Here is a 25,523-nt window from a genome sequence, read left to right on the forward strand (position 1 = left end):
AAGTTTTAAAACCAAGAGAAGTTTTATATGATTTTAATATTAATGATAATGAAAAAATAGAAGGCGAATTTATCTTACCACAATATACAGAGGCATACAAAAAAATTAAAACTTCCTTACTTTTAGATAGCGATGGATATAATCTTTACCTTGTTGACGAATTTTCAAAAAGTAGAGTAAAACATATTATTAGCTATGTAAAAGACATATTGAAAGATAAAGATCCTCCAAGGGATATTTGTTATGTTATAAAAGAGAATCCTAAGGAACCAATTCCTATATTTGTTAATAATGGTTATGGAAATAAATTAAAGTATATATTAGATAAAGTTCAAGATTTTTATGCGGAGAGTATATTTAAGTTTTACAACGGTTTGGATAATAAGGAAAAAGAAGAATTAATTAATACTATTAAGGACAGACGTAGTAAAATAATTGAAGATTTAATGAATCTAGCTAAAACCTTTGGGTTTGATATAAAAACTAGCGGAGATGGTTTTACCTTTGTACCATTGAATTCTGGAAAGGAAATGACCGAGGATGAATATGATAAGCTAACAGAGGATGAAAAAGACAAAATTATTGATAAAGTAAATGAGCTTAAGATAAGTGCAAATGATATATTAGAAAAGCTTAGAAATATGAAAGATGATGAATTAAATAGAATTAGAGAAATTATGAGCAGTTTTTTTGAAGATGAGATAAAGGTGTTAAAAAAGGAAATAAGAAAAACATTTCAAAAGGACAAGGAGGCTACCACATATATTAATTATGTAATTAAGTCAATTGGGACTAGTTTGCAAGAAAACTATTCTATTAATTATGAAGATGATGAAGAGGGTATAAAAGAAATTATATATAAGTATGACATAAATGTAATTGTAGATAATTCACATAATAATTGTCCACCTGTAATTTTTGATGATGATTCTAGTGTTACTAGCTTACTTGGCTCTATTGAATATGAGAATCATAATAATGTATATGTTTCTACAGTGAAATCTATAAAAGCTGGAAGCTATGTAAGAGCAAATGGTGGATGTCTTATAATAAGAGCAAGTAGTATCTTAAATAATCCGCAGTTCTATTATTATTTGAAGAAATCCTTAATTACAGAAAAAGTAGATTTGGATTATAATAGAGGCTATTTAGAGTTATTTACCTTAGGAAACTTAAAGCCAGTTCCTGTAGAGATTAATACTAAGGTAATAATAATAGGAGACTATGATATTTATGACGCTCTATATAACTATGATAAAGAATTTAAAACTATATTTAAGATGAGGGCAGAATATAAAGGGGTATTACAATCAAAAGACCAGGTAAAGGCTATACTACTAAGGGAAATAGATGATTTTGTCAAAGCTAATAATATTAAAAACATTACATCCAGTGGAGTAAAAGAAATTGCAAAGTTTTTATCAAGAAAGGCTGAAAATAAGAATAAAATTTATTTTGATTGCCATGAAATTTCTAATTTAATACTTCTATCCAATTATAGGGCATTAGAAGAAGGCCGAGAATTTATTGATGGTAAGGACATAGAAAATGTTGCTTATAAAAAAGAAATAATAGAGGAAGAATATTTAAGCCTTTATGAAGATAGAAAGATATTAATAGATGTTAAGGGTAGCAAGGTGGGTCAAATTAACGGACTGTCAGTTATAGATACAGGATACGTTAGTTTCGGAAAACCGGTGAGGATAACTTGTGCTTGTTTTAACGGAGATGGAAAGATAATTGATGCACAGAGAGAATCTAATCTTAGTGGTAAGATTCATACCAAGGGTATTAGTATTTTGAAGGGATATATAAATAATCTCAATGGTGGTTATGAAAGGTTGCCTGTGGACTTTAATTTAAGTTTTGAACAGCTCTATGGAGTAATTGATGGTGATAGTGCATCGGTGGCAGAAGCTATATGTATTGTGTCAGCATTTTGTAAAATTCCTATAAATCAAAACATAGCATTAACAGGTTCGATAAATCAGTTTGGACAGGTTCAACCCATAGGTGGAGTTAATGAAAAAATAGAAGGATTCTTTTCTGTATGTAAGTCATTAGATACAATTAAAGGTAAGGGTGTAGTAATTCCAATATCCAACAAGGAAGATTTAGTACTTTCATCAGAAGTTGAAAAAGCTATAGTAGATGGTGATTTCACATTATACACTATGGAAAATGTAGAGGATGCTATGGAGATAATGTTTGATATAGATGGAATTAAATTTCAAGATGTATTGGATATGATAAATAAACAATGTGAAAATTATAAAAAAGAGTAGAAGAATAAAATTCAATAGCTCTACAAATGGTATCATGTTCGGATAATATTGATGCCAATTTTAACAGTCCACTAAGAATATATCTAATAAACATTATGGTAATATAATAAGAGCTATCTGAAAACAAAAGTTAAACCTTTATTTTCAGATAGCTTATTAATTTAAATGGGGAAGCCCATTTTCACTTTGTTCTAAGGAGTAAGTTCCATTAGTCAAATCAAAGATTTGGAATGTCACTTAAGTTCTAAGAATTAAATCATAGATTTAGTTTCTTTCTTACACATTAAATCTAAAGTTAACTACATCTCCATCTTGCATTATATATTCTTTTCCCTCTAATCTGTAGAAGCCTTTTTCTTTAGCAGCAGCTTCAGAACCACATTCTTCTAACTTATTAAAGGAGATAATTTCTGCACGTATAAATCCACGTTCAATATCACTGTGTATTTTACCAGCAGCAGCAGGAGCTTTTGTACCAACTTTAATTGTCCAAGCTCTAATTTCTTGAGGTCCAGCTGTTAAATAACTCATTAATCCAAGTAATTTATAGCTAGCATGAATTAATTTATCAAGACCAGATTCAGTAAGGCCATACTCTCCAAGTAAATCTTTTTTCTCATCATCTTCCAAAGTTGAAAGTTCTTCTTCAAGTTTTGCACATACGATTATAATTTGAGAGTTTTCAGATGCAGCATATTCTTCAACTAGTTTTACCATGTCATTTTCTCCGCCACATTCCATTAAATCATCTTCGCTTACATTACAAGCATATAATACTGGTTTAGAAGTGATTAAGAATAAGCTTTTTACAAATTCAGCTTCATCTTCAGTAATATCTAGAGTTCTAGCTGGCTTGTTATCTTCAAGCTGCTCCTTAACTCTTTCCATAATTGCATACTCAGCCTTAGCAACTTTATCTCCAGAACGTACTAGTTTAAGAGATTTTTCCATTCTTCTCTCTAATACTTCAAGATCAGAGAAAATTAATTCTAGGTTAATTGTCTCAATGTCTCTAATAGGGGATATTGAACCTTCTACGTGAACAATATTTTCATCATTAAAACATCTAACTGTATGAACTATTGATTCAACCTCTCTGATGTGAGATAAAAACTTGTTTCCAAGCCCTTCTCCTTTACTTGCTCCTTTAACTAATCCTGCTATATCATAAAATTCTATGGCAGTATGAATTTGTTTCTTTGAATTGTATATCTTTTGCAATACATCAAGACGGCTGTCTGGAACACTGACAACTCCAATATTTGGCTCTATGGTGCAAAATGGATAGTTAGCAGATTCAGCTCCTGCCTTTGTAATAGCGTTAAATAAAGTACTCTTTCCTACGTTGGGTAAACCTACGATTCCTAATTTCATAAAGTATTCGTCCTTTCTATGTTAAACCCTTGGGCTTATTACTTAAAAAATCTAATTCTTTTAAATTATACTCTAGAGAAGAAGGAATTTCAATAATTCTATAGAGAACAGTGAAAATAATCAAGAGCTTATAGTAATATCAAACATCAAAGAGATTATATGTAATTATTTTGGTGTGAAAGAGATTTCTTAAATTATATTTATAAGTTTGTTAAAAAACTAGTAAATTTAATTGATATTTAAAAGGAATTTCTATGAACATATAGAATTATTTATGGTACAATGTTAAGTGAATAAACAGAATCCCTAGCTTTAAAGTGGGTTTAATTTCTAGCAATGTCTAGAAGTTATTATTCAGGGTAGTAGCAACTATTATTTATATTTGAAATCAGTAGAGTTTATAGTTGATAGACATAGGGTAAAATAATAATACAAATGAGATTTATATTTAGATAATTCTATATATTAATTTAGGTTATAGAATTAACAGAATTAAGGTAATTCTTTTTCATGTTAATTCTAAGAAGCAAGTTTTACTAGCTAAATTGAAATTTGGAGTATCACTTAAAGCAATAATTCTAAATAGAAATAGAAATCTAAATATAAAAATGAAGGAGATTAATAATGGAATTTAAACATTTTTCAGTAATGCTTACAGAATGTATAGACATGTTAGATATTAAAGAGGATGGTATATATGTGGATTGCACCTTAGGGGGAGCAGGTCATTCAAGTGAAATATTAAAAAAACTTTCTTCGAATGGAAGATTAATTGGAATAGACCAAGATTTAGATGCACTTAAGGCAGCAAAGGAGAAACTGAAAGAGTTTTCCAATGTAACATATGTACACAATAACTTTTATAATATAAAGGATATATTAAAGGAGTTAGGAATAGAAAAAGTTGATGGCATACTTATGGACCTTGGAGTATCTTCTTATCAGTTGGATGAGGGTGAAAGAGGATTTAGTTATATGAAGGAAGCTGCTCTTGATATGAGAATGAACAGAGAAGAAATTTTTTCTGCATATAATGTTGTAAATGAGTACAGTGAAGACGAATTGTACCGAATATTAAAGGAGTACGGTGAAGAAAAGTTCTCTAGGAGAATTGCTGGCAAAATTGTAGAGGTAAGAAAAGTAAAACCTATAGAAACTACTTTAGAACTTGTGAAAATTACAGATGGATGTATACCAGGCAAGTTTAAAAGAGAGGGAGGACATCCAGCTAAAAGAACTTTCCAAGCTATTAGAATAGAAGTTAATAGAGAGCTTAGTATTCTAAATCAAGCTATTGAAGATGGTATAGAAGCTTTAAATTCAGATGGTGTTATGGCTATAATTACCTTCCATTCTTTAGAGGATAGAATTGTAAAAATGAAATTTAGGGATTTAACAGATCCGTGCAAATGTCCAAAAGAATTACCAATGTGTGTATGTGGTAAAAAGCCTATAATTAAGTTGATTAATAGAAAACCGATAGAAGCAAGTAAAGAAGAACTTGAAAACAATTCAAGAAGTAGAAGTGCAAAACTCAGAGGATGTAAAAAGATTTAGTTCTAAAAACTATATGGGGGTAGTAGAATGTTAGTAGAAAACATAAAAGATACTGTTTATGGAAATAATGCTTTGGCATCACAAGCTAATCCATTACCAAAGGAAAGGGTGAAAAATCCTACTAAACAAGGACCGAGTAGAGAAGAATTAAAACAAGCTAAAAAATTTAAAATGCTAAATGTCTTAAAATTTAATGGTACTATTTTAGCTACAGGTATAGTGGGGGCTATGCTAGTATCCGGGTACAGTTCCATATATAAAAATCAGAAAGAAATAATAGCATTAAAAGATAATATACAAGTTTTGGCTGAAGAAAGTGAAGATTTAAGTATTAAGTTACTTAGATTTAATAACATTTCTTACATAGAAGAGATTGCCACTAAAGAATTAAATATGGTAAAACCAAAGACTACTGATGGGGTTTATTGTGATCTTGAATCTGTTCAATCAATAACTCCTAATGATATAGAAGCTGTAAAAGGGGATAATTTATTGAGTAAAATTAAGAATTTATTATTTAATTAGTTAGAGAGGTATTTATAGTGGCGAAAAATTATTTTGTTGATAAGGTATTGATGAAGAAGAGAATGATAATTTCCATGGGTTTTGCCTTCTTGGTTTTCATAGGATTAACCATAAGGCTAGGGTATGTTATGTTTGTTAAAGAATCAACATATAAGTCACTAGCAACGCAGCAATGGACCAGTGATGTTAAGATAAATGCAAAACGAGGTAGAATACTAGATAGAAATGGTAGCGAACTTGCAGTAAGTGCTAATGTATATAGAGCAGACCTAGATTTAAATACATTAAGAAAAGATTTACAATCTAATGGAATGACTATGGAACAAGTAGCTAAAGCATTGAGTGAAATAATAGAAAAAGATGAAGGGGAAGTGCTAAAAATTTTAACTAATCCACTTCCAAATGGTAAACTTAGAGGATCTGCTATTTTAAAGAGAAGAATTGAAAAAGATGCAACAGATTTAATCAGAGCATTTTGTAAGGATAATGATATCAATGGTATTGTAATATCTCCCGACACAAAAAGGTATTATCCTAATGGTAGCTTTGCAGCTCACATACTTGGACATACCAACTCTGATGGAGAGGGTCTTACAGGATTAGAACTTTATTATGATAAATATTTAGCAGGTGTGCCAGGAATAAAGGTTGCTGAAATAGATCAAAAGAGTGAAGGGTTACCTTATACAATTTCAGAGTTTACAGAACCTATAGATGGAAGAGATGTAGTGACAACTATTGATGAAAATATACAATACTTTGCAGAAAAACTAGCCCAGGAAGCTTTAGAGGATAATCAAGCAAAGGCTGTGTCAATTATGGTAATGGATCCCAATACTGGAGAAATACTTGCCATGGCTAATAAACCAGATTATGATCCCAATAATCCATGGCCAGAAGATGTAGCTGATAATGATATACAGCAAATGTGGAGGAACAGGTTAGTAAGTGATGCCTATGAGCCAGGATCAATATTTAAGGTTATTACAGCAACAGCAGCTATAGAAAAGGGCGTAGTAACAGCAAGTGATACATTTAATTGTGGTGGGTCACTTACAATAGGCGGAAGAACTATTCACTGCTGGAAGACTACAGGACACGGAACACTAGATTTTGAAGGTATTATTAAAAATTCATGTAATGTAGGGTTCATGACACTTGGAGAGAGACTTGGAGCAGAAAATTTAAATGAATACATTTATAAATTTGGATTTGGTGAAAAAACAGGAATTGACTTGCCTGGAGAATCAAAGGGGATAGTTAAGGCTACAAAGGACATTTCTGTTACAGATCTGGCTACTATATCTTTTGGACAAAGTAACACTACTACAGGCGTTCAGTATATGAAAGCTTACAATGCTGTTGCAAATGGTGGATATTTAATTACTCCACATCTTATGAAGGAAATAGTTCATTATGATAGTGATAATAACTTAATGGTAGATGAAACCTATGAAATAGATAAAAAACAAACATTTACAACAGAAGCTATGGCAGAAATGAGAGCTCATCTAGAAGCAACTATAAGTAATGGTGGAGGTTCTAAGGCTAAAATAGATGGATATAGAATTGGTGGTAAAACTGGAACAGCACAGAAAGTTGATACGGTTAATGGCGGATATGCAAATGGAAAATATCTAGCATCTTTTGCCGGTATGGCACCAGCAGATAATCCTAAATTTACAGTTTTTGTGTCTATAGATGAACCAAATCCATCACTATACTATGCAGGACAAATAGCTGCACCAGTTGGTCAGAAACTATTTAATGATTTATTTAATTATAGTGAAATGAAACCACAAGGCAGTTACATGGAAGTTGATGAAAGTTTAAAAGCTGATATAATTGTGTCAGAGGTTAGAGGATTATCAGTTTCTGAGGCAAAGAAAGTAATAACTGATTCTGGATTGAAAGTTAGGATTGAAGGTAGTGGAGAGACTATTACCGATATAAATCCAAAACCAGGATATACACTTAAAGAAGGAAAAGAAATAATTCTTTATGCAGGAGCGAGTACTGGTAGTACCAATATAGTTGTAATACCTGATTTAAAGGGCTTTACAAGAGAGTCTATAGATAAATTGTTTAAGGACTTAGGACTTAAGGCAGAATTTATAGGAGATGGCTTGGTTGTAGAACAAAGTATTGAAGCCGGTCAGGAAATTAAAAAGGGTACGACAATAACATTCCAGTTAGGTGTACTAGCAGACTAGATATAAGTTATCCGGTAGTTACAGTTTGACTTGTGCTACCGGATTTTATATGCTTAAAGAAATATGTATTGATGAAGATTTTATAAGGATGTGATTGAGAGTGAAAATAAAAGATTTATTAAATGGTTTAGAGTATAAGATATTGAAGGGAAACGAAGACACTGAAGTGAATAAACTTCAATACGATAGTAGAAAAATAGAGGATAAGGATATGTTCTTTGCTATAAGTGGATTTAATGTGGATGGGCATGAATTTATTCTTAAGGCAATAAAAAATGGAGCAAAGGTTATAGTTGTTGAGAAGGAAATTACTCTAGTAGAGGGAGTAACCTACATAAAAGTAGAAAGCGGAAGAAAGGCTTTAGCTATAGCATCAGCCAATTTCTACAATAATCCAAGTAAGAAAATGAAGATTATAGGAATAACGGGTACTAATGGAAAAACTACTTCTGCATTTATGTTAAAATCTATTCTTGAAGCTAAGGGATATAAAGTAGGGCTTATAGGAACTATTGCAAACTTTATAGGAAATGAAAAAATCCATACGGAGAAAACTACTCCAGAATCTTTAGAACTTCATGAACTTTTCAGTGAAATGGTTAATAGGAATATAGATTATTGTGTTATGGAGGTCTCATCTCACTCACTAGATTTAGATAGAGTGTATGGAATAGAATTTTCACAGGGAATGTTTACAAATTTAACCCAAGATCATCTAGACTTTCATAAAACCTTTGAAAATTATTTTAATGCTAAATGTAAGCTGTTTAAGATGAGTAAAAACTCTATAGTGAATATAGATGACTCTTATGGACGAGAATTATTACAAAGGATAGATTCTAAGATTACTACTTATTCTATAGAAGGAGAAAGTGATTTAAGAGGAGTCAATGTAGAACTTGAGTCTACAGGTATAGTATTTGATTTTAAAATAGGTAATAAAACTCATAATCTAAGTCTTTCAATTCCAGGAAAATATAATGTCTATAATGCATTAGGGTGTATTGGAGTAGCTTTAGGTGAGGGAGTAGATATAGATATTATAAAGGTTGGTCTTGCAAGTGTAACTGTACCAGGTAGATGTGAAAATGTAACATTAGGTATGAATTTAGGTTTTCAAGTGATTAGAGATTATTCTCATACTCCGGATAGTCTTAAAAATATATTGGAAAATCTTAGAGAGTTAACTAATGGTAAATTAATTTGCATTTTTGGTTGTGGCGGAGATAGAGATAAAACTAAGAGACCTATTATGGGAGACATTGGAACAGCGCTTAGCGATGTAGCTATAATAACTTCAGATAATCCAAGAAGTGAAGATCCTTATGCAATACTTGAGGATGTTAAGAAGGGTGTAAAAAAGAATAACTACCAACTTATTGAAAATAGAAGAGAAGCTATTAAAACAGCCTTACTTATAGCAGAAAAAGGTGATATTATAGTAATTGCAGGAAAGGGACATGAAACCTATCAGATACTTCAAAATGAAACTATTCATTTTGATGAAAAGGAAGTAGTGTTAGAACTAATAGAGGAGTTGACGTTATAGATGGAAACTATAAGATTAAGTAAAATCGTAGATACACTAGGAGGAAAGCTTCTAGTTAAGGGTATAAAAGATGAATTTTCAACTGTGGTAATAGATAGTAGAAAGGTTACAAGGGGAGATATATTCTTTGCCATTAAAGGTGAAAACTTCGATGGGCACAAATTTATAAATGTGGCTGTAGAAAATGGAGCAGAGCTTTGTATTGTTCATGAAGAAGTACAGTACGAAAACTTAAATAAAAATGTATCTATAATTTTAGTGAAAGATACAAAGAAAGCACTGTTAGATTTAGCAGCTTATTATATTAGTACTTTAGATATAAAGGTAGTTGGTATTACAGGGTCAACAGGAAAAACTTCAACTAAGGACCTAATTGCAGCAGCTCTTAGCAAAAAGTATAAGGTGTTTAAAACAGAAGGGAATTTTAATAATGATATTGGACTTCCGTTGATGATTTTTAAACTAGATGGTAGCTATGAAGTTGCAATTCTTGAAATGGGAATGAGTAACCTAGGAGAAATTGAGACTTTAGCAAGGGTTGCAAAACCAAGCATCGGAGTTATAACTAATGTAGGTACTTCTCATATGGAGAACTTAAAGACTAGAGAGAATATCTTAAAAGCAAAACTAGAGATTACAACTACTTTTGGAAGCGATAATGTATTAATCATCAATGGTGATAATGATATGCTTCATAATCATGGTTCAGATAAATATAAAATTGTAAAAATTGGTATAAATAATGATTATAATTTTAAAGGTTGTAGAATAATTATAAATAAGGACAGTATAGAATTTAGCGTAATGCAGGATGGGAAAGAAATAGAAAGTTCTATTCATGTGCCAGTTCCAGGAAAGCATAATGTGCTCAATTCTTTGTTAGCAATAGCTGTGGCAAGAGAACTGAAGGTTAGTTATGAAGATATACAAAGGGGAATAAAAAGCTTAGAAGCCACATCCATGAGACTGGATGTCATAAACTTTAATGACTATATAATAATAAATGATGCTTATAATGCAAGTCCAGATTCTATGGAAGCGGCTTTAGAGGTATTAAAAACTTATGAAGGTAGAAAAATTGCAGTGCTAGGTACTATGAAAGAATTAGGAGAACAGTCTCACATGGCACATAGACAAATAGGAGAATATGCAAAATCAAGTGGAGTAGATATGCTTATCACACTTGGGGAGTATAATAAGGAGTTTGAAGGAGGATATGGAAAGGATAATTTTAGTTCCTTTGACTCAATGGATGAGTTAGTAAGTTTCCTTAAAGATAATTTAAGGTCAGGTGATGTTATGCTTTTAAAAGCATCTAGATCAATGAAGTTTGAAAATATAATTAAAGAATTACAAAAGAAAAATATATAGGGAGGGATGGAATATGAGTAAATTAATATATTCTGTTTTAGTGGCATTTTTAGTAGCTTTTTTTATTGCACCTTTTATAATACCAGCACTGCGTAAGTTTAAATTTGGACAAAACATAAGAGATGATGGTCCTCAAAGTCATCTTAAGAAACAGGGAACTCCTACTATGGGAGGTATAATATTTATTATAGCTACATGTATAACCATGATAGTAATGGTGAGAAATCCTCATGATGAAGCTATGCTTGCACTTTATGCTCTTTTAGCATTTGGAGCAATTGGATTTTTAGATGATGCACTAAAAATAATTAAGAAGAAAAATGAAGGATTGAAGAGTTATCAGAAGATGATACTTTTAGTTGTAGTATCTGTAATATTTGGATATTATGCAGCAAGTAAAATTGGAACAAATATAATGTTACCTTTCTTGGGTACAAAAACTTGGAATTTAGGAATATTATTCATACCATTCATTGTGGTGTATTTTGCAGCAGTAACTAATGCTGTTAACCTTACTGATGGATTAGATGGACTTTGTAGTTCTGTAACACTTTTAGTAATGACTTTCTTTGCTCTTGTAAGCTTTGGAATGGGATATTACACATTAGCAATATTCTGTGGTATTTTAGCAGGATCTATACTTGGATTTTTAAAGTATAACTCGTATCCAGCCCAGATATTCATGGGAGATGCAGGTGCATTAGCTCTTGGAGGAGCTATTGGAGCTATAGCCATGATATTAAAACTTGAACTAATTGTAATTATAGTTGGAGGAATATATGTATTAGAAACTTTATCTGTAATTATACAAGTTGCATCCTTTAAGTTAACAGGAAAAAGAGTGTTTAAAATGGCACCACTTCATCATCATTTTGAATTAAAGGGATGGCATGAAAGTAAAATAGTAGCGGTATTTTCCATAATAACAGTTCTACTATGCCTAATAGGATTCCTAGCTATTACTTACTAAATACAGTAGGAGGAATTTGATATGAAAAAACCCAAAGTGAAATTGGGAGATATAGACTTTGTATTATTTGCTGTAATTATAATGTTGGTTACAGTTGGGGTTGTTATGGTTTATAGTGCAAGCTCCTATTTTTCAGCATTTAAGTACGATGATGCTGAATTCTTTTTATGGAAACAACTTCAATGGGCTGGACTTGGCTTTATTGGAATGATATTTACTTTAAACATTGATTATCATAAGTATAAGAAGTATACACGACTTTTAATACTTTTTACATTTATATGTCTTTGTGCAGTATTCCTATTTCCACCGGTAAAGGGGGCACAACGTTGGATTAGATTAGGAGGAGCATCTTTTCAACCTTCTGAGATAGCTAAGTATGTAGTAGTTTTGTTTGTAGCTAAAAATATATCAAACAATACTCAATATATAAAGAAATTTTGGAGAGGTGTAGTACCAAATCTTTTTTTTGCAGGATTTATAGCGGGTATGATACTATTAGAAAAAAACCTTAGTATTGCTGCAGTTACAATGATAGTTAGTTTAATAATGTTATTTGTATCAGGAACTAAGATTCTTCATATGGGAGGACTTCTTGGGGCTGTTGGAGCGCTTGGAGCTACATTTATTTTGATTGAGCCTTATAGAATGAGAAGACTTTTAAACTTTACAAATCCATGGAATGATTCTCAAGGTGATGGGTATCAGTTAGTTCAGTCATTATTAGCACTAGGATCAGGTGGACTTGCAGGAGTTGGAATAGGACAATCAAGGCAGAAGTGCTTTTATATTCCAGAACCTCACAATGACTTTATATTATCAGTTATAGGTGAAGAATTAGGATTTATAGGATGTGCTTTTATAATTATTCTATTTTTACTATTTTTGTGGAGAGGGGTTATTGCAGCTTCGAAGGCAAAGGATATGTATGGTTCATTATTAGCAACTGGAATCACCTCTGTAGTAGTTATTCAAAGTTTAATAAATATTGCCGTTGTTACAGGTTCCATGCCTGTAACTGGAGTGCCACTTCCATTTATAAGCTATGGAGGGTCATCTTTGGTAATAAATATGATATTTATGGGAATACTACTTAATATTACTCGGCAAAATAATAGTAAAACTGCATAATAATACGGCTGGATAATACGACAGTATTTTTCAGCCGTATTATTTATTATAAATATATATACATTTAAATAAATACAAAATATAGTGTATAGATATACTATATATAGTGACTTTCAACATTTGAAATTTGGCTTAAATTTATATTCTATCAATATTAGATAATTAATACTAAATAATTAATATTAATATTTTTGTAATGAATTTACTTTATAAAAATGTTATGATATATGTTGTATTGATAACAATACTATATTGCAGTTTAGGTGGTGTAATCATGACTAAAAAGAGTAAACAAAGTTATGGAAACTATATTATAGATAATAAAGAAAATATATTAAAAAGAAAGAAAAAAATCATAAGGGTTAAGAAGACTATTTTGCTACTCATAGTGCTGATTTCTATACTTATAACATTAGGATTTACTTTGCCCAATTTTAATTTATCAGAGATTTTAGTTAGTGGAGTAGTAAATTTATCAGAAGAAAGTGTTATAGCAAGTACAAATATAGAAAAGGGTATAAATATATTTAAAATTAAGACGAATAAAATAGAGAGAGGGTTATCAGAAAATCCATATATATTAAGCTCAAAGGTAAGTAGAAAATATCCAAATAAAATTGCTATAAAAGTAGAAGAGAGAAAACTGGCATACTATACGGAAATGTCTGGTGGATATTATATCATTGATGATAGAGGAGTTGTTTTAGAAAAAAAAGACAATATAGATGGGTTAAACCTTCTAAGATTAGACGGTTTAAATGAAGATTTATTAAAAATTGGAGAACCTATTAAGGATATAGAAGCAGAAAAATTAACAGCTCTTTGCGACATTTATAGTTTTTTAGAAAAAAATCAGTTTTTTGAAAAGTATAATATTGCAAAGGTTGAAATTAATGATTTTATAGATTTAAAGCTATACGTAAATAAAGTTTATATTAAATTAGGAACAGTGGAAGGTGTAAATGATAAGATTGCAAAAGCTTTCAGCATAATAACTACACCTGAATTCAATGATTTTAAAGGTTATATAGATGTAAGTTTTGATGGGAATCCCGTTATATACAAGGAAAAATAATTTAAAATGGTATTTTTATTAAAACTTATTATTATGAGTGAAATCATTGGATTAAAAAGAGTTTAGGAGGTAAAATCAGTGAAAAAACTTATTTCTAAGTTATGTGTTGGGTTTGTATTTTTAATGTTTGGATTTGTTATTATAACTCAGCTTAATACCATAGATAAGCAGAGTACAACAACATCTGATAGCGGATTAAGTCCAGAGATATTAATAGAGAATGAGCAACTTAAAAAGCAGAAAGAGGAATTGGAGAAGAAGGTAAATGAACTTATTGTAAAATCAGAGGAATATGAAAATGCAGCTGCGGGTAGAACGGAAGAGAGTTCCGTTCTGCTTGAAGATCTTCAGAAAACTAGACTTAGGGCTGGACTTACAGATGTAGAAGGCCAAGGAATAATTATTTATATTGATCCTAAAACTAATTTGTTTGGTGCTGCAATAGATAATCAGCCCATAATTGACTTTGATTTATTGGCAATTGTCAATGAACTTGATTCTGCAGGGGCAGAGGCAATTTCTATAAATGATATAAGACTTGTAGGAAATAGTGGTATAAGAACCGCAGGTGATAGTATTATTATAAATAATGAAAGAATTTCACCAAAAGAACGTGTAACAATAAAAGCTATAGGGAATAAATCAGTGCTTACTGGAGTTATAAAATTTGTTGGAGCAATACCAGAGAGACTTCTTAGAAATTGTGAAGTTTCTCATGAAGCAAAAGATTTAATAGTTATAGATAAAGCAACTAACTCAATTAAATATGAGTATATAAAGGAAGTTAAAGAAAATTAAAATAAGAGTAGGAGTGATTAAATGATTGCATTAATAGGGCTTATAGTTGGAGTTATATTAGGAATTGCTTTTAACATAGACTTTCCACTTAAATTATCTCCATATATATCAGTTGCAATCTTTGCTTGTATAGATTCCATTTTTGGGGCAATTAGAGCAAGTCTAAACAAAGATTTTAGATCTGATATATTTGTATCAGGATTCTTCGGAAATGCATTTTTAGCTGCAGGTATGGTTTATCTAGGAGATAGATTGGGAATACCTGTATATATTGCAGCAATTATTATATTTGGACAGAGAATATTTACAAATTTTGCAGTTGTAAGAAGGTTGTTGATGGAGAGAATAAAAATACATCATTGAGGAGATATTTTAGATGCGAGTTAATGAGGCCAACATATTTTTATTTATAGCAACTATTATCATTGGAATTTTGATATCCATGAATGTAAATTTAAATGGAGAAACAAAATTTTTAGATTTGCAACAATATCAAAAGGCCTATGATAAGAGAACAAAGCTACAAACTGAAATAAGTAATTTAGAAAATGAATACAGTGAGATAAATAGAAAAATATACAAATACGAAACAGGTAGCAAAACTCACAACCAAGTTATGAGTGAAATTGTGACAGAATTAAATGCAAACAGATTGATTTTAGGATTGACACCTGTGGTTGGTAACGGAGTGAAAATTACGTTAAATGATGCTCCTGAAGTTATGCTTGGTGGTGATTATCTTAGTAGCATGCTTGTTCATGATAGGGATATAGTTAAAGTTATTAATGACTTACGGAACGCTGGAGCAGAGGCAATATCTATTAATGGATATAGAGTTGTGCAGTCATCCTCTGGGCGTTGTGCTGGAGCAACAATAGATATAGATGGGATTAAGTTAATTGCTCCATTTTATATTACGGCTATTGGTAATAAAGATGTAATTGAAACTTTTATATCAAATGAAGAAAATCACATTAAGACTTTAAAAGCTAGAAAGTGCTATGTAGAGATAGAATCAGTTTATGATGAAATATTACCTGCATATAGTGGAAATCTTCAATGTGATTTCTTAAACACAAAAGAAAAATAAATAAAAATTTAATATTATTAAAGGTTTTTTTAATTTAATGGAGAATACAAATAGTGATAATAATATTTTGCATAATAAACTAGATTTTGCACATAAGACGGGAGGCGTAAATTTGTCTATTAGTGAAAATTTCTTAAAATTAAAAGCAGAAATACCGGAAGAAGTAACATTAGTTTCTGTATCCAAAACTAGATCAGTTCATAAAATTGAAGCTGTCTATGATTTAGGTGAAAGAGACTTTGGTGAAAATAAAGTTCAAGAATTAATGGATAAATATGAAGAGTTACCTAAAGATATTAGGTGGCACTTAATAGGACATCTTCAAAGAAATAAGGTTAAGTACCTAGTTGGACGAGTTTATTTAATACATTCATTAGATAGTGTAAGACTTCTAGAGGAAATTGAAAAGCAATATAGTAATAACAATCTTACTGCACAGGTATTAATACAAGTTAATATTGGCAGAGAAGAATCAAAGACAGGGATATTGTTAGAAGAATTAGATGGATTAGTAGAAGCTTGCGAAAAATGTAACAATGTAAAAGTTAAGGGTATTATGGTTACTATTCCTAAGGGTGACGATGAAAGCTCTAAATATTATTTTTCAAAAACTAAGGAAATATATGAAAACCTCAAAGCTAAAAGTTATAAAAATATTACAATGGAAGTTCTTTCAATGGGGATGAGTGGAGATTATAAAATAGCTATGCAAGGTGGTTCTAATATGATTCGTATAGGTGAAGGTGTTTTTGGGAAAAGAAATTATAATAAATTATAGTGGGAGGCAGATTTAATTATGGAATTTTTAAAAGGCATAGGCAGAATGATGGGCTTTGAAGATGATGAAGAAGAAGAGGATTTTGTTGAAGAAAAATCAGAGAGTTATGAAGATAGAGATGATGAAATAGAAATAGAACCTTTCGTAAGTAAGAAACAGAATAAAATCGTTAATATTCATACTGCATCTTCCTCAAAGGTAGTAATCAGCAAACCTACAAATTATGATGAAGGAAAAGTAATTGTAGACAACTTGAAATCAAGAAGAATTGTAATAGTAAATTTAAATGGAGTAGAACCAAAAGAGGGACAAAGAATCCTAGACTTTTTAATCGGTGCAATTTATGCATTAGAGGGTGGGCTTCAACCAGTAGAAAAAGGTGTGTTTATACTAACTCCATCTAATATTGAAGTAAGTAATGAACTTAAAAATGAGCTTACAAACAAAGGAATATTTAGCTCATTTAAATAGTATAATCCTTTTTATTCATTAGTAAAAATCGTGAATTCTTTAATAAATTTATGAATACAATGTAGGTAGTAAAACATAATAACTATAAAGGTCATTATAATTATTAATAATAAGTAATGGGGTAGGTATACTATGGACAAGAGAACCTTTTTAGAAACATTTAAAGAGCACGATAAAAATTATATATCAAGTATTTATGAAGATATATATCTATGCAAAACCATAGGGGTACCTATATATACAAAAGAATTTATTACTCCAGATATTTATGTTAACTTAAAAAAACAAGGAAGTAGACTTGGAGTGACGGTTCATGGGAATGGAGTATTTGATCATAGTGAGAGAAAAATGCTGTGCTTTTCAACCGGGGTAGATATACCAAGTGATTATGAAGTTGATATAATCAAAATAACTAATAAATCCAAGTTTAAGAATCTTTCTCATAAAGATTTTTTAGGGGCAATTATGTCCTTAGGAATAAAAAGAAGTTTATTTGGAGATTTAGTAGTAAAGGAAGATTCATGTTTTGTTCCAATAGCAAAATCAGTTTCACCATATATAGTAGGAAATTTAACTACCATAGGCAATTGCCCGTGCACTATTAAAGAAGTGGATATAAATAGTGAAATTATTCCAGATATAAATTTTGAAAAGAAAAGTATTATAGCCACATCACTTAGATTAGATAATATAATACCAAGTATTTGCAACATCTCTAGAGCTAAGGGAACAACATTAATTACTAGTGGAGCAGTTTTATTAAATTATCTTGAGTGTGATAGGAAGGATAAATTAATAGAAATAAATGATACTATTACTATAAGAGGATTTGGTAAGTATAAATTACATACAATCACTGGAGAAACTGGAAAAGGAAGAATTAAACTATTGATAGGCAAATATATTTAGTAAGAGGTGAAGGTTATGAAGATGACTTCTATGGACATGATGAACCAAGATTTCAAGAGATCCATGAGAGGATATAACATGGATGAGGTTGATGAATTCTTAGAAAGAATTTCACAGGACTATGAAGTGGTATATAAAGAAAATGCTGTTTTAAAAGAGAAAATGGATGTTTTTCAAGATAAATTAGATCACTATGCAAGGATGGAAAGCACAATTCAAAGTACTTTATTATTAGCGCAAAATGCTGCAGAACAAGCAAAATTAAGCTCACAAACTGAAGCGGAATTAATAGTTAAGAATGCTAATGAAAGTGCTAAGAGAATTTTAGATAAGGCTCACGTGGATGTTTTAAATATTAATGATGAATTTGATAGAACAAAACAGGAGTTTGCTAAATTTAGAAGTAAGTTTAGAAACTTTATAATAACCCAAATGGAAATGTTTGAAGCATTAGAAAAAGATTTTGATAAAAATTATAATATATCAACTGTAATAGCTGAGAAAACAGAAGATTTAAGTCAACAAACTACTTGTGAAAAAGAAGTAGAAGGTTTTGAGTATAACACAGCTGAACTTGAAGATATTAAAAGTTTTTTTGTGGATAAGTAGAGTTGTTAGCTTAAGTGAATGGTTTTCTCACTTAAGGTTAGAAATCACTATCCAGGGATGTAGACACTCTTAACTGAATATTAAAAAGGAAGTATTAGAGTGTGTAATCATCGGGTAAGTAGAGTTCTTAGCTTAAGTGAATAATAGAGATTATATAATTAAATCATTCTAGTAAAACTATCTCACTCCTTGAGTGGGATTTTTTTATCGGTCCAAAATCTATTGACATATGAAATAACATGTATATGATAATAAGTGTAGATATAGAATAATACTAATACATATGTTAAGAATTAAAGAAATAAAGGAGAGTTAATATGAAAATAGGAATTATAGGAGCTATGGAAGAAGAAGTAAGTTCTTTAATAGCTGATATGAACATAAAGAATAAGGTTACAAAGGCAATGATGACTTTTAATCACGGAAGTATTTATGATAAAGAAGTGGTAATAGTTACAAGTGGAATAGGAAAGGTTAATGCAGCTGTTTGCACACAAATCCTTATAGATGATTTTGGGGTGGATGCAGTTATAAACGTTGGAATAGCAGGAGGAATTGGAAAAGATATTTATCCGGGAGATGTAGTTATTGCTACAGATCTTGTACAACACGATATGGATACTACAAGCTTTGGAGATAAGCCAGGCCAAATTCCAAGAATGGATGTTTTTGATTTTAAATGTGATGAGAATCTTGTAGCATGTGCTAAAAAAGCTTGTGAAAATATAAGTGATATAAATATTTTCTCTGGAAGAATAGTATCTGGAGATCAATTTATAGCTGATGTTGAAAAAATTAGGTGGTTAAAAAGTGAGTTTAATGCACTTTCTTGTGAAATGGAAGGCGCAAGTATAGCTCACGTGGCTTATTTAAATAACAAACCATTTGTTATAATAAGATCTATTTCTGATAATGCAGACAATGGAGCACATATGGATTTTGAGAAGTTTACTAATTTATCTGTAAAAAATTCAAATAAAATATTACGCTCAATGTTACAATCTATTTAGGTGGTATCCTATGAAAGAAATACTTGCAGATAAAAGTAGTGGAAATAGAATCAAGGTACAGGTTAAGAATATTGTAATTGGTGGAGATGAATTAACTTTTATCTCAGGACCATGTGCAGTAGAAGATTATGATAAAATGATGGGTATAGGAAAGTCCTTGAAGAAACAAGGGGTTCATATGATAAGAGCTGGAGCTTACAAACCTAGGACATCTCCCTATGATTTTCAAGGTCTTGGCCTTGAAGGTCTTAAAATACTAAAAGAAGTAGGGGATAGTTTTAATTTACCAGTGGTTTCTGAGGTTATGGATCCTAGAGATATAGAAAAGTCGCTTAAGTACGTAGATATGATACAGGTTGGATCTAGGAATATGTATAACTATACTTTCTTAAAAGAACTAGGAAAACTTAAAGTCCCTATACTTCTTAAAAGAGGTATAAGTGCTACTATAGCTGAGTGGATTTATGCAGCAGAATATGTTTTAAAAGAAGGAAATATGAATGTAGTTCTTTGTGAAAGAGGTATAAGAACCTTTGAAACAAGCACTAGAAATACCTTAGATTTAAATTCTGTAGCAATGATAAAAGAAAATTATAGACTACCTATTATTGTAGATCCAAGCCACGGTACAGGTAGACGTGAACTGATTAAACCTATGAGTTTTGCAGCTGTTGCAACTGGTGCAGATGGATTAATTATAGAGAGTCACACAACACCAGATAATTCTATATCTGATGCAAGGCAAACCATAAATGTAGAAGGATTGAAAGAAATAATGAATAAATGTAATACACTTAAAGGGATATTATAGTAGTAATTAAGGGGGGACTAGTTTGAGTTTAGCAATTATAATAGTAATTTTAGGATTAATATTAGATAGAGTTACAAAGTGGTGGGCATTATCATCATTAAGAGGTATAGATGGTATAACTGTGATAAAGAACTTTTTTACCTTTGATTACTTAGAAAATCGTGGAGCTGCTTTCGGTATGCTTCAAAATAAACAGTGGTTATTCATACTTATTACAATAGTTGTAATTTCAGGTATGATATACTATTTGATAAAATATAGACCTAAATGTAAACTTGTTAGCATTTCTATTGCTATGATAATTGCTGGAGCTATAGGGAACTTTATAGATAGGGTAGTTTATGGATTTGTAGTGGACTTTATTATGGTTCATTATAAGGATATTTACTATTTTCCAACCTTTAATGTAGCTGATATGCTAGTTTGTGTGGGAACATTTTTCTTATTAATATGTATATTAAAGGATGAGATTTAATGGAAGTTGAAAATTATATAATAGATGAAAATAGTATGGATAAAAGACTAGATGTGTTTGTAAGTGAAAATCAAGAAAATATGTCTAGATCTTTTGCACAAGGGATTATTGAAAAAGAACAAGTTAAGGTTAATGGTAAAGTTAAAAAAAGCAATTATAAATTAAAATTAAATGATGAGGTAGTTGTAGAGATAAACGACCCTGTAGAGCTTCAAGTTGAAGCTGAGGATATTTATTTAAATGTGGTATATGAGGATAAGGATATTATTGTAATTAATAAGCCGCAGGATATGGTAGTACATCCAGCTCCAGGTAACTATACAGGAACCTTAGTAAATGGACTTCTATATCATTGTAAGGATCTGTCTGGTATAAATGGAGTTATAAGACCAGGTATAGTACATAGAATAGATAAAGATACTTCAGGAGTTCTTGTAGTAGCAAAAAATGATAATGCTCACAATTCTTTAGCGGCTCAATTAAAGGATCACTCTATGAAAAGAACCTACTATGCTATAGTAGAAGGTGTGGTAAAGGAAGATGAGGGAACCGTAGTTACCCAAATTGGAAGACATCCTGCTGAAAGAATAAAAATGGCAGTAGTTAAGAGCGGCAAGGAAGCTATAACTAATTTTAAGGTGTTAGAAAGATTTAAAAATAACACTTTAGTAGAATGTAGACTTGAAACTGGTAGAACTCATCAAATTAGAGTTCACATGGCACATTTGCACCATCCTCTAGTAGGAGATCAAGTTTATGGACATAAAAAACAAAGATTTAAACTTAGAGGTCAAGCACTACATGCAAAAAACTTAGGGCTTATTCACCCAACAACTGGAGAATATATGGAATTTGAATCTAAGCTTCCGCCACATTTTCAGGAGGTCTTAGATAAGTTAAGAAAAGAGAATTAAGGAGGATATATTATGGAACTTAAGTCCACACTTATGGATGAAAAAGCAATTAAGAGAACTTTAACAAGAATTTCTCATGAAATTATAGAAAAAAACAAAGGGGCAGAAAACCTAGTTTTAATGGGAATTAAAAGTAGAGGAGTACCACTAGCTAATAGAATTGCTACCCTTATAGACCTGTTTGAAGGAACTACTGTAGAAGTTGGAAGCGTCGATATAACTAAATATAGAGACGACTTAAAAAAGCCAGAGAGTTTAAAATCACACAACAGTATAGAGCTAGATTCAAATGTTGATGTAACTGGCAAAAAAATAATACTTGTAGATGATGTTTTATTTACAGGGAGAAGTGTAAGGGCGGCTATAGATGCCATAATAGATTTAGGAAGACCAGAAATGATTCAACTTGCAGTACTTATAGATAGAGGGCATAGAGAACTACCAATAAGAGCTGATTATGTGGGTAAAAATATACCAACATCTAGAAAAGAGGATATATCTGTAGAGTTAGTGGAAACTGATGAAAAAGACTTAGTAAGTTTATATGATAATAATTAGGAGAAATGAATTTTATGTATAATATAATTGTAACTACAACTTTCGGTATTGAAGCTATCACAGCTAAAGAACTGAAGAATTTAGGATATGAAGATTTAACAGTAGAAAATGGGAAAATAGTATTTGAGGGAGATGAAATGGATATTGCAATATGCAATATTCATTTAAGAACTGCGGAGAGAGTTTTTATACAAGCAGCAGAATTTGAAGCAAAATCCTTTGAAGAGCTATTTCAAGGTACAAAAAAGGTAGACTGGGGCAGTCTAATTCCTGTAGATGGAAAGATGCACATAACTGGAAAGTCAATTAAATCTACATTACATAGTGTACCAGATTGTCAATCTATAGTTAAAAAAGCTGTAGTAGAGAAGATGAAAGAAAAATATAACACTAACTGGTTTAGTGAAGACGGTCCAGTATATAAGATAGAAGTAGGTATTCTAAAGGATAAGGTAACCCTTGCTGTAGATACCTCTGGAGTGGGACTTCATAAAAGAGGATATAGAGAGTATGCAGGAGCTGCACCATTAAAGGAAACATTGGCAGCAGCTTTAGTTTTAATAGCAAAATTTAGCGGAGATGAGCTTCTACTAGATCCATTTTGTGGTTCAGGAACAATTCCTATAGAAGCTGCGCTTATCGGAAAAAATATGGCACCAGGAATCAATAGACACTTTGTAAGTGAAACTTGGTCTAATTTTGATAAAGAAATGTGGGAACAAGTTCGTGACGGTGCAAGAAGAACTGTTAATAAAAAGGAATTTGTAATTCAAGGATCAGATATTGATGGAAGAGTAGTTAGAACTGCTATGGACAATGCTAAAAAAGCAGGGGTATCAGATTACGTAAACTTCCAAACCCTTGATGTGAAGGATGTAAGAAATAGAAAAAAATGCGGTATGATTATAACAAATCCGCCTTATGGAGAACGTTTGTTGGATGAAGATGATATTAGAGCACTTTACAGAAGCTTTGGTAACATGTACTTTGAATTAGATGATTGGTCATGTTATGTTTTAAGTTCCTTTGAGCATTTCCAAAATACTTTTGGAAAGAAAGCAGATAAGAATAGAAAGCTTTATAATGGTAGAATACAGTGTTATTACTATCAATATAATCCTAAGAAATAATAAGTTTGATTTTCTTTGAAATATTGTGGCTCAAATGGTTTCGGTAATTAAAGATAGATAGCTTATCATGTTTATAGGAGTGCATCCAAAAATATATTTATGGATGCACTCCTTTTTATAATATTTAAGCTTGTTTTAAATCTAATTTTATAGGGTCTACATAGATTGTTTTATTAGTAGAGTAGGTTACCATACCAGGTTTACCCTTAGCCATCTTCTTAACATTTCTAACTTCGGTATAGTCTATAGGTACCTTAGTAGAATTTTTACCCTTACTATAGAAGGCGGCTAGAGTTGCAGCTTCAAGAAGCGTAGAATCAGGAACATCTCCCATATTTTTAATGATTACGTGAGAACCAGGAATGTTCTTTATATGAAGCCAGATATCATTGTTATGAGCAAACTTCAATGTTAAATAATCATTTTCAAGGTTATTCTTACCGATATAGATATCTATACCATCACTAGATATAAAGTGTAATGGCTTAGAAGGCTTAGTCTTCTTATTTTTCATAGACTTTTTAAAGGCAATATATCCTGTTTCAACTAATTCATTTTTAATGTCTTCTAGATCTTTATAGTTATCAGCATTTTCTATGTTAGAAAGTACAGATTGAATATAGAGTTCTTCTTCTTCAGCTAATTCAATTTGGATAAAGGCATTTTCTTCAGCTTTTTTTAATTTATTGTATCTTTTAAAGTATTTTTGAGCATTTTCTGAAGGCGTCTTATTTTTATCTAGAGGTATTTTCAAGTACTCTTCATCTTCGCTATAGTAGTTTAAAACTTTAACTTCACTGTCACCTTTTTTTATATTATATATATTAGCAGTGATAAGCTCTCCATAAAGGTTATACTTTGGTTTTTCTTCACATTCAACCAAAGTTTTATTTAGTATTTGAAGCTTCTTTTGTATTCTATCAAGATTATTATTTACAAGTTTATGCATATCATGACTTTTACTTTGAAGTCTATTTACCTTATCACGAGCATAATAAAATTCTTCTAGAAGGATACTTGGAGACTCATATTCCTTATAAGTGCCATCCTGAGCTAGCAGATAATTAAGCTTAACACAGTGGAAATCCTTTAATTCATCATCAATTGAATAACTGTATAAAGTGTAATCATTATTTTTAATAGGAGCAAAGAATTCTATTAAAAAGTCATAGATTTCCTTTAAGTTAGTCTTATCAAAATTAATATTATTTTCTTTTAATCTAAAGAGTATTTCCTTTGATACTGGATTGCTTAATCCATCTAAAATCTTAGTGAAAAATTTTTCATCTAAACTTTCATTTTGGTAAATGGAATTAACCTTTTCCCTAAAGATCTCAAAGGATGTGTTTAAAATATCAACCTTATTACTTGCTGGTGGATATACATATTCAATTCCTGGGTAAAGTACTCTATAACTGTTTATATCAGGAGTAATATGCTTTATACAGTCCATTACAATTCCATCACGTTTTCTCACAAGGGTAATATTACTATGACGTCCCATGATTTCAATTATTAAAGTATAAATACTATTAAAGCCAAGTTCATCACTACTTTCAAAGTCTAAAAGTAAAACCCTATCGTTGTTAAGCTGAGTAACCTCCTTAAGAACTGCAGTATTTAAGTATTTTCTCATTACCATACAAAACACAGGTGCTTTCATTGGGTTTTCCTTAGAGTAATCTGTAAAGTTTGCTCTAGGATAAGAAGCATTGGCACTTAAAAGTAACCTTACAGCTTTTCTATTTATCTTAAAGCTTAATATAACTTCATCTTTTTCTGGTTGAGTTATTTTATCTATTCTACAATTTAGTAGTGTATCCTTAAGTTCCTTTGCCAGGGAACGTAGATATAATCCATCTAATGCCATATAAATCATCCTTTCGTTACAAATTAAAGCTATATTTCATGCCTTAGAAT

At 30.8% G+C, this 25,523-nt stretch carries 24 protein-coding genes; 22 read left to right on the plus strand and 2 right to left on the minus strand.

Features of this window, described 5'->3' with window-relative positions:
• Nucleotides 1–2,285: AAA family ATPase (locus RSD37_RS10855; RefSeq protein ID WP_346946760.1), on the plus strand; the 2,285-nt coding region annotated here is incomplete at its 5' end.
• Nucleotides 2,286–2,561: 276 nt separating this feature from the next.
• Here RSD37_RS10855 and ychF read toward each other — a convergent pair.
• A complete protein-coding gene (gene ychF / locus RSD37_RS10860; protein ID WP_346946761.1) occupies nt 2,562–3,659 on the minus strand; it encodes a redox-regulated ATPase YchF in 1,098 nt (365 codons plus the stop codon).
• Nucleotides 3,660–4,283: 624 nt separating this feature from the next.
• Here ychF and rsmH point away from each other — a divergent pair.
• The 21 genes from rsmH to RSD37_RS10965 all read left to right on the plus strand — a co-directional run bounded on the left by rsmH (nt 4,284) and on the right by RSD37_RS10965 (nt 23,603).
• The gene (gene rsmH, locus RSD37_RS10865) at nt 4,284–5,216 is read left to right on the plus strand and encodes a 16S rRNA (cytosine(1402)-N(4))-methyltransferase RsmH (protein WP_346946762.1); all 933 of its coding nucleotides are present in this window, start codon (nt 4,284–4,286) and stop codon (nt 5,214–5,216) included.
• Nucleotides 5,217–5,243: 27 nt separating this feature from the next.
• Entirely contained in the window at nt 5,244–5,741 is a 498-nt protein-coding gene (locus tag RSD37_RS10870) for a septum formation initiator family protein (protein ID WP_346946763.1), read from the plus strand.
• A gap of 17 nt (nt 5,742–5,758) precedes the next feature.
• The gene (locus tag RSD37_RS10875) at nt 5,759–7,954 is read left to right on the plus strand and encodes a stage V sporulation protein D (RefSeq protein ID WP_346946764.1); all 2,196 of its coding nucleotides are present in this window, start codon (nt 5,759–5,761) and stop codon (nt 7,952–7,954) included.
• A 100-nt stretch (nt 7,955–8,054) separates the two neighbouring features.
• A complete protein-coding gene (locus RSD37_RS10880; RefSeq protein WP_346946765.1) occupies nt 8,055–9,503 on the plus strand; it encodes a UDP-N-acetylmuramoyl-L-alanyl-D-glutamate--2,6-diaminopimelate ligase in 1,449 nt (482 codons plus the stop codon).
• The gene (murF, locus tag RSD37_RS10885; protein WP_346946766.1) at nt 9,504–10,874 is read left to right on the plus strand and encodes a UDP-N-acetylmuramoyl-tripeptide--D-alanyl-D-alanine ligase; all 1,371 of its coding nucleotides are present in this window, start codon (nt 9,504–9,506) and stop codon (nt 10,872–10,874) included.
• Nucleotides 10,875–10,887: 13 nt separating this feature from the next.
• On the plus strand, nt 10,888–11,844 hold the full coding sequence (mraY, locus tag RSD37_RS10890) for a phospho-N-acetylmuramoyl-pentapeptide-transferase (RefSeq protein WP_346946767.1): 957 nt from the start codon (nt 10,888–10,890) through the stop codon (nt 11,842–11,844).
• A 21-nt stretch (nt 11,845–11,865) separates the two neighbouring features.
• Nucleotides 11,866–12,975: a stage V sporulation protein E gene (gene spoVE, locus RSD37_RS10895; protein ID WP_346946768.1), complete on the plus strand. Its 1,110-nt coding sequence runs from the start codon at nt 11,866–11,868 to the stop codon at nt 12,973–12,975.
• A gap of 274 nt (nt 12,976–13,249) precedes the next feature.
• A complete protein-coding gene (locus tag RSD37_RS10900) occupies nt 13,250–14,050 on the plus strand; it encodes an FtsQ-type POTRA domain-containing protein (RefSeq protein WP_346946769.1) in 801 nt (266 codons plus the stop codon).
• Nucleotides 14,051–14,128: 78 nt separating this feature from the next.
• Nucleotides 14,129–14,848 (plus strand): DUF881 domain-containing protein, encoded by a 720-nt coding sequence (locus RSD37_RS10905; protein ID WP_346946770.1) that lies wholly within the window; start codon nt 14,129–14,131, stop codon nt 14,846–14,848.
• A gap of 21 nt (nt 14,849–14,869) precedes the next feature.
• A complete protein-coding gene (locus RSD37_RS10910) occupies nt 14,870–15,211 on the plus strand; it encodes a DUF1290 domain-containing protein (RefSeq protein WP_346946771.1) in 342 nt (113 codons plus the stop codon).
• 13 nt (nt 15,212–15,224) lie between these two features.
• Nucleotides 15,225–15,938: a DUF881 domain-containing protein gene (locus tag RSD37_RS10915; protein ID WP_346946772.1), complete on the plus strand. Its 714-nt coding sequence runs from the start codon at nt 15,225–15,227 to the stop codon at nt 15,936–15,938.
• A gap of 112 nt (nt 15,939–16,050) precedes the next feature.
• Entirely contained in the window at nt 16,051–16,716 is a 666-nt protein-coding gene (locus tag RSD37_RS10920; protein ID WP_346946773.1) for a YggS family pyridoxal phosphate-dependent enzyme, read from the plus strand.
• 18 nt (nt 16,717–16,734) lie between these two features.
• Nucleotides 16,735–17,187, plus strand: coding sequence for a cell division protein SepF (sepF, locus tag RSD37_RS10925; protein WP_346946774.1), 453 nt, complete (start codon nt 16,735–16,737; stop codon nt 17,185–17,187).
• A 132-nt stretch (nt 17,188–17,319) separates the two neighbouring features.
• Nucleotides 17,320–18,096 carry a YlmH/Sll1252 family protein gene (locus tag RSD37_RS10930; protein WP_346946775.1) on the plus strand — a complete coding sequence of 259 codons (777 nt, stop codon included), beginning with the start codon at nt 17,320–17,322 and terminating at the stop codon, nt 18,094–18,096.
• Nucleotides 18,097–18,111: 15 nt separating this feature from the next.
• Nucleotides 18,112–18,705: a DivIVA domain-containing protein gene (locus tag RSD37_RS10935; protein ID WP_346946776.1), complete on the plus strand. Its 594-nt coding sequence runs from the start codon at nt 18,112–18,114 to the stop codon at nt 18,703–18,705.
• A 317-nt stretch (nt 18,706–19,022) separates the two neighbouring features.
• Nucleotides 19,023–19,715, plus strand: a complete 693-nt coding sequence (locus tag RSD37_RS10940; RefSeq protein ID WP_346946777.1) for a 5'-methylthioadenosine/adenosylhomocysteine nucleosidase — start codon at nt 19,023–19,025, stop codon at nt 19,713–19,715.
• A 10-nt stretch (nt 19,716–19,725) separates the two neighbouring features.
• Nucleotides 19,726–20,526, plus strand: coding sequence for a 3-deoxy-7-phosphoheptulonate synthase (gene aroF, locus RSD37_RS10945; protein ID WP_346946778.1), 801 nt, complete (start codon nt 19,726–19,728; stop codon nt 20,524–20,526).
• 22 nt (nt 20,527–20,548) lie between these two features.
• Entirely contained in the window at nt 20,549–21,001 is a 453-nt protein-coding gene (gene lspA, locus RSD37_RS10950) for a signal peptidase II (RefSeq protein WP_346946779.1), read from the plus strand.
• Nucleotides 21,001–21,915 carry an RluA family pseudouridine synthase gene (locus RSD37_RS10955; protein ID WP_346946780.1) on the plus strand — a complete coding sequence of 305 codons (915 nt, stop codon included), beginning with the start codon at nt 21,001–21,003 and terminating at the stop codon, nt 21,913–21,915. Before lspA ends, RSD37_RS10955 begins: the two co-directional genes overlap by 1 nt.
• Before the next feature lie 12 nt (nt 21,916–21,927).
• On the plus strand, nt 21,928–22,473 hold the full coding sequence (gene pyrR / locus RSD37_RS10960) for a bifunctional pyr operon transcriptional regulator/uracil phosphoribosyltransferase PyrR (protein WP_346946781.1): 546 nt from the start codon (nt 21,928–21,930) through the stop codon (nt 22,471–22,473).
• 14 nt (nt 22,474–22,487) lie between these two features.
• Nucleotides 22,488–23,603: a class I SAM-dependent RNA methyltransferase gene (locus RSD37_RS10965; protein WP_346946782.1), complete on the plus strand. Its 1,116-nt coding sequence runs from the start codon at nt 22,488–22,490 to the stop codon at nt 23,601–23,603.
• A gap of 124 nt (nt 23,604–23,727) precedes the next feature.
• Here RSD37_RS10965 and RSD37_RS10970 read toward each other — a convergent pair whose 3' ends face one another.
• Nucleotides 23,728–25,473 (minus strand): NFACT RNA binding domain-containing protein, encoded by a 1,746-nt coding sequence (locus RSD37_RS10970; protein WP_346946783.1) that lies wholly within the window; start codon nt 25,471–25,473, stop codon nt 23,728–23,730.
• Nucleotides 25,474–25,523 lie beyond the last annotated feature (50 nt).

The sequence above is a fragment of the Clostridium sp. genome (assembly GCF_036646415.1).
In the GTDB taxonomy this organism is placed as follows: Bacteria; Bacillota; Clostridia; order Clostridiales; family Clostridiaceae; genus Clostridium_J.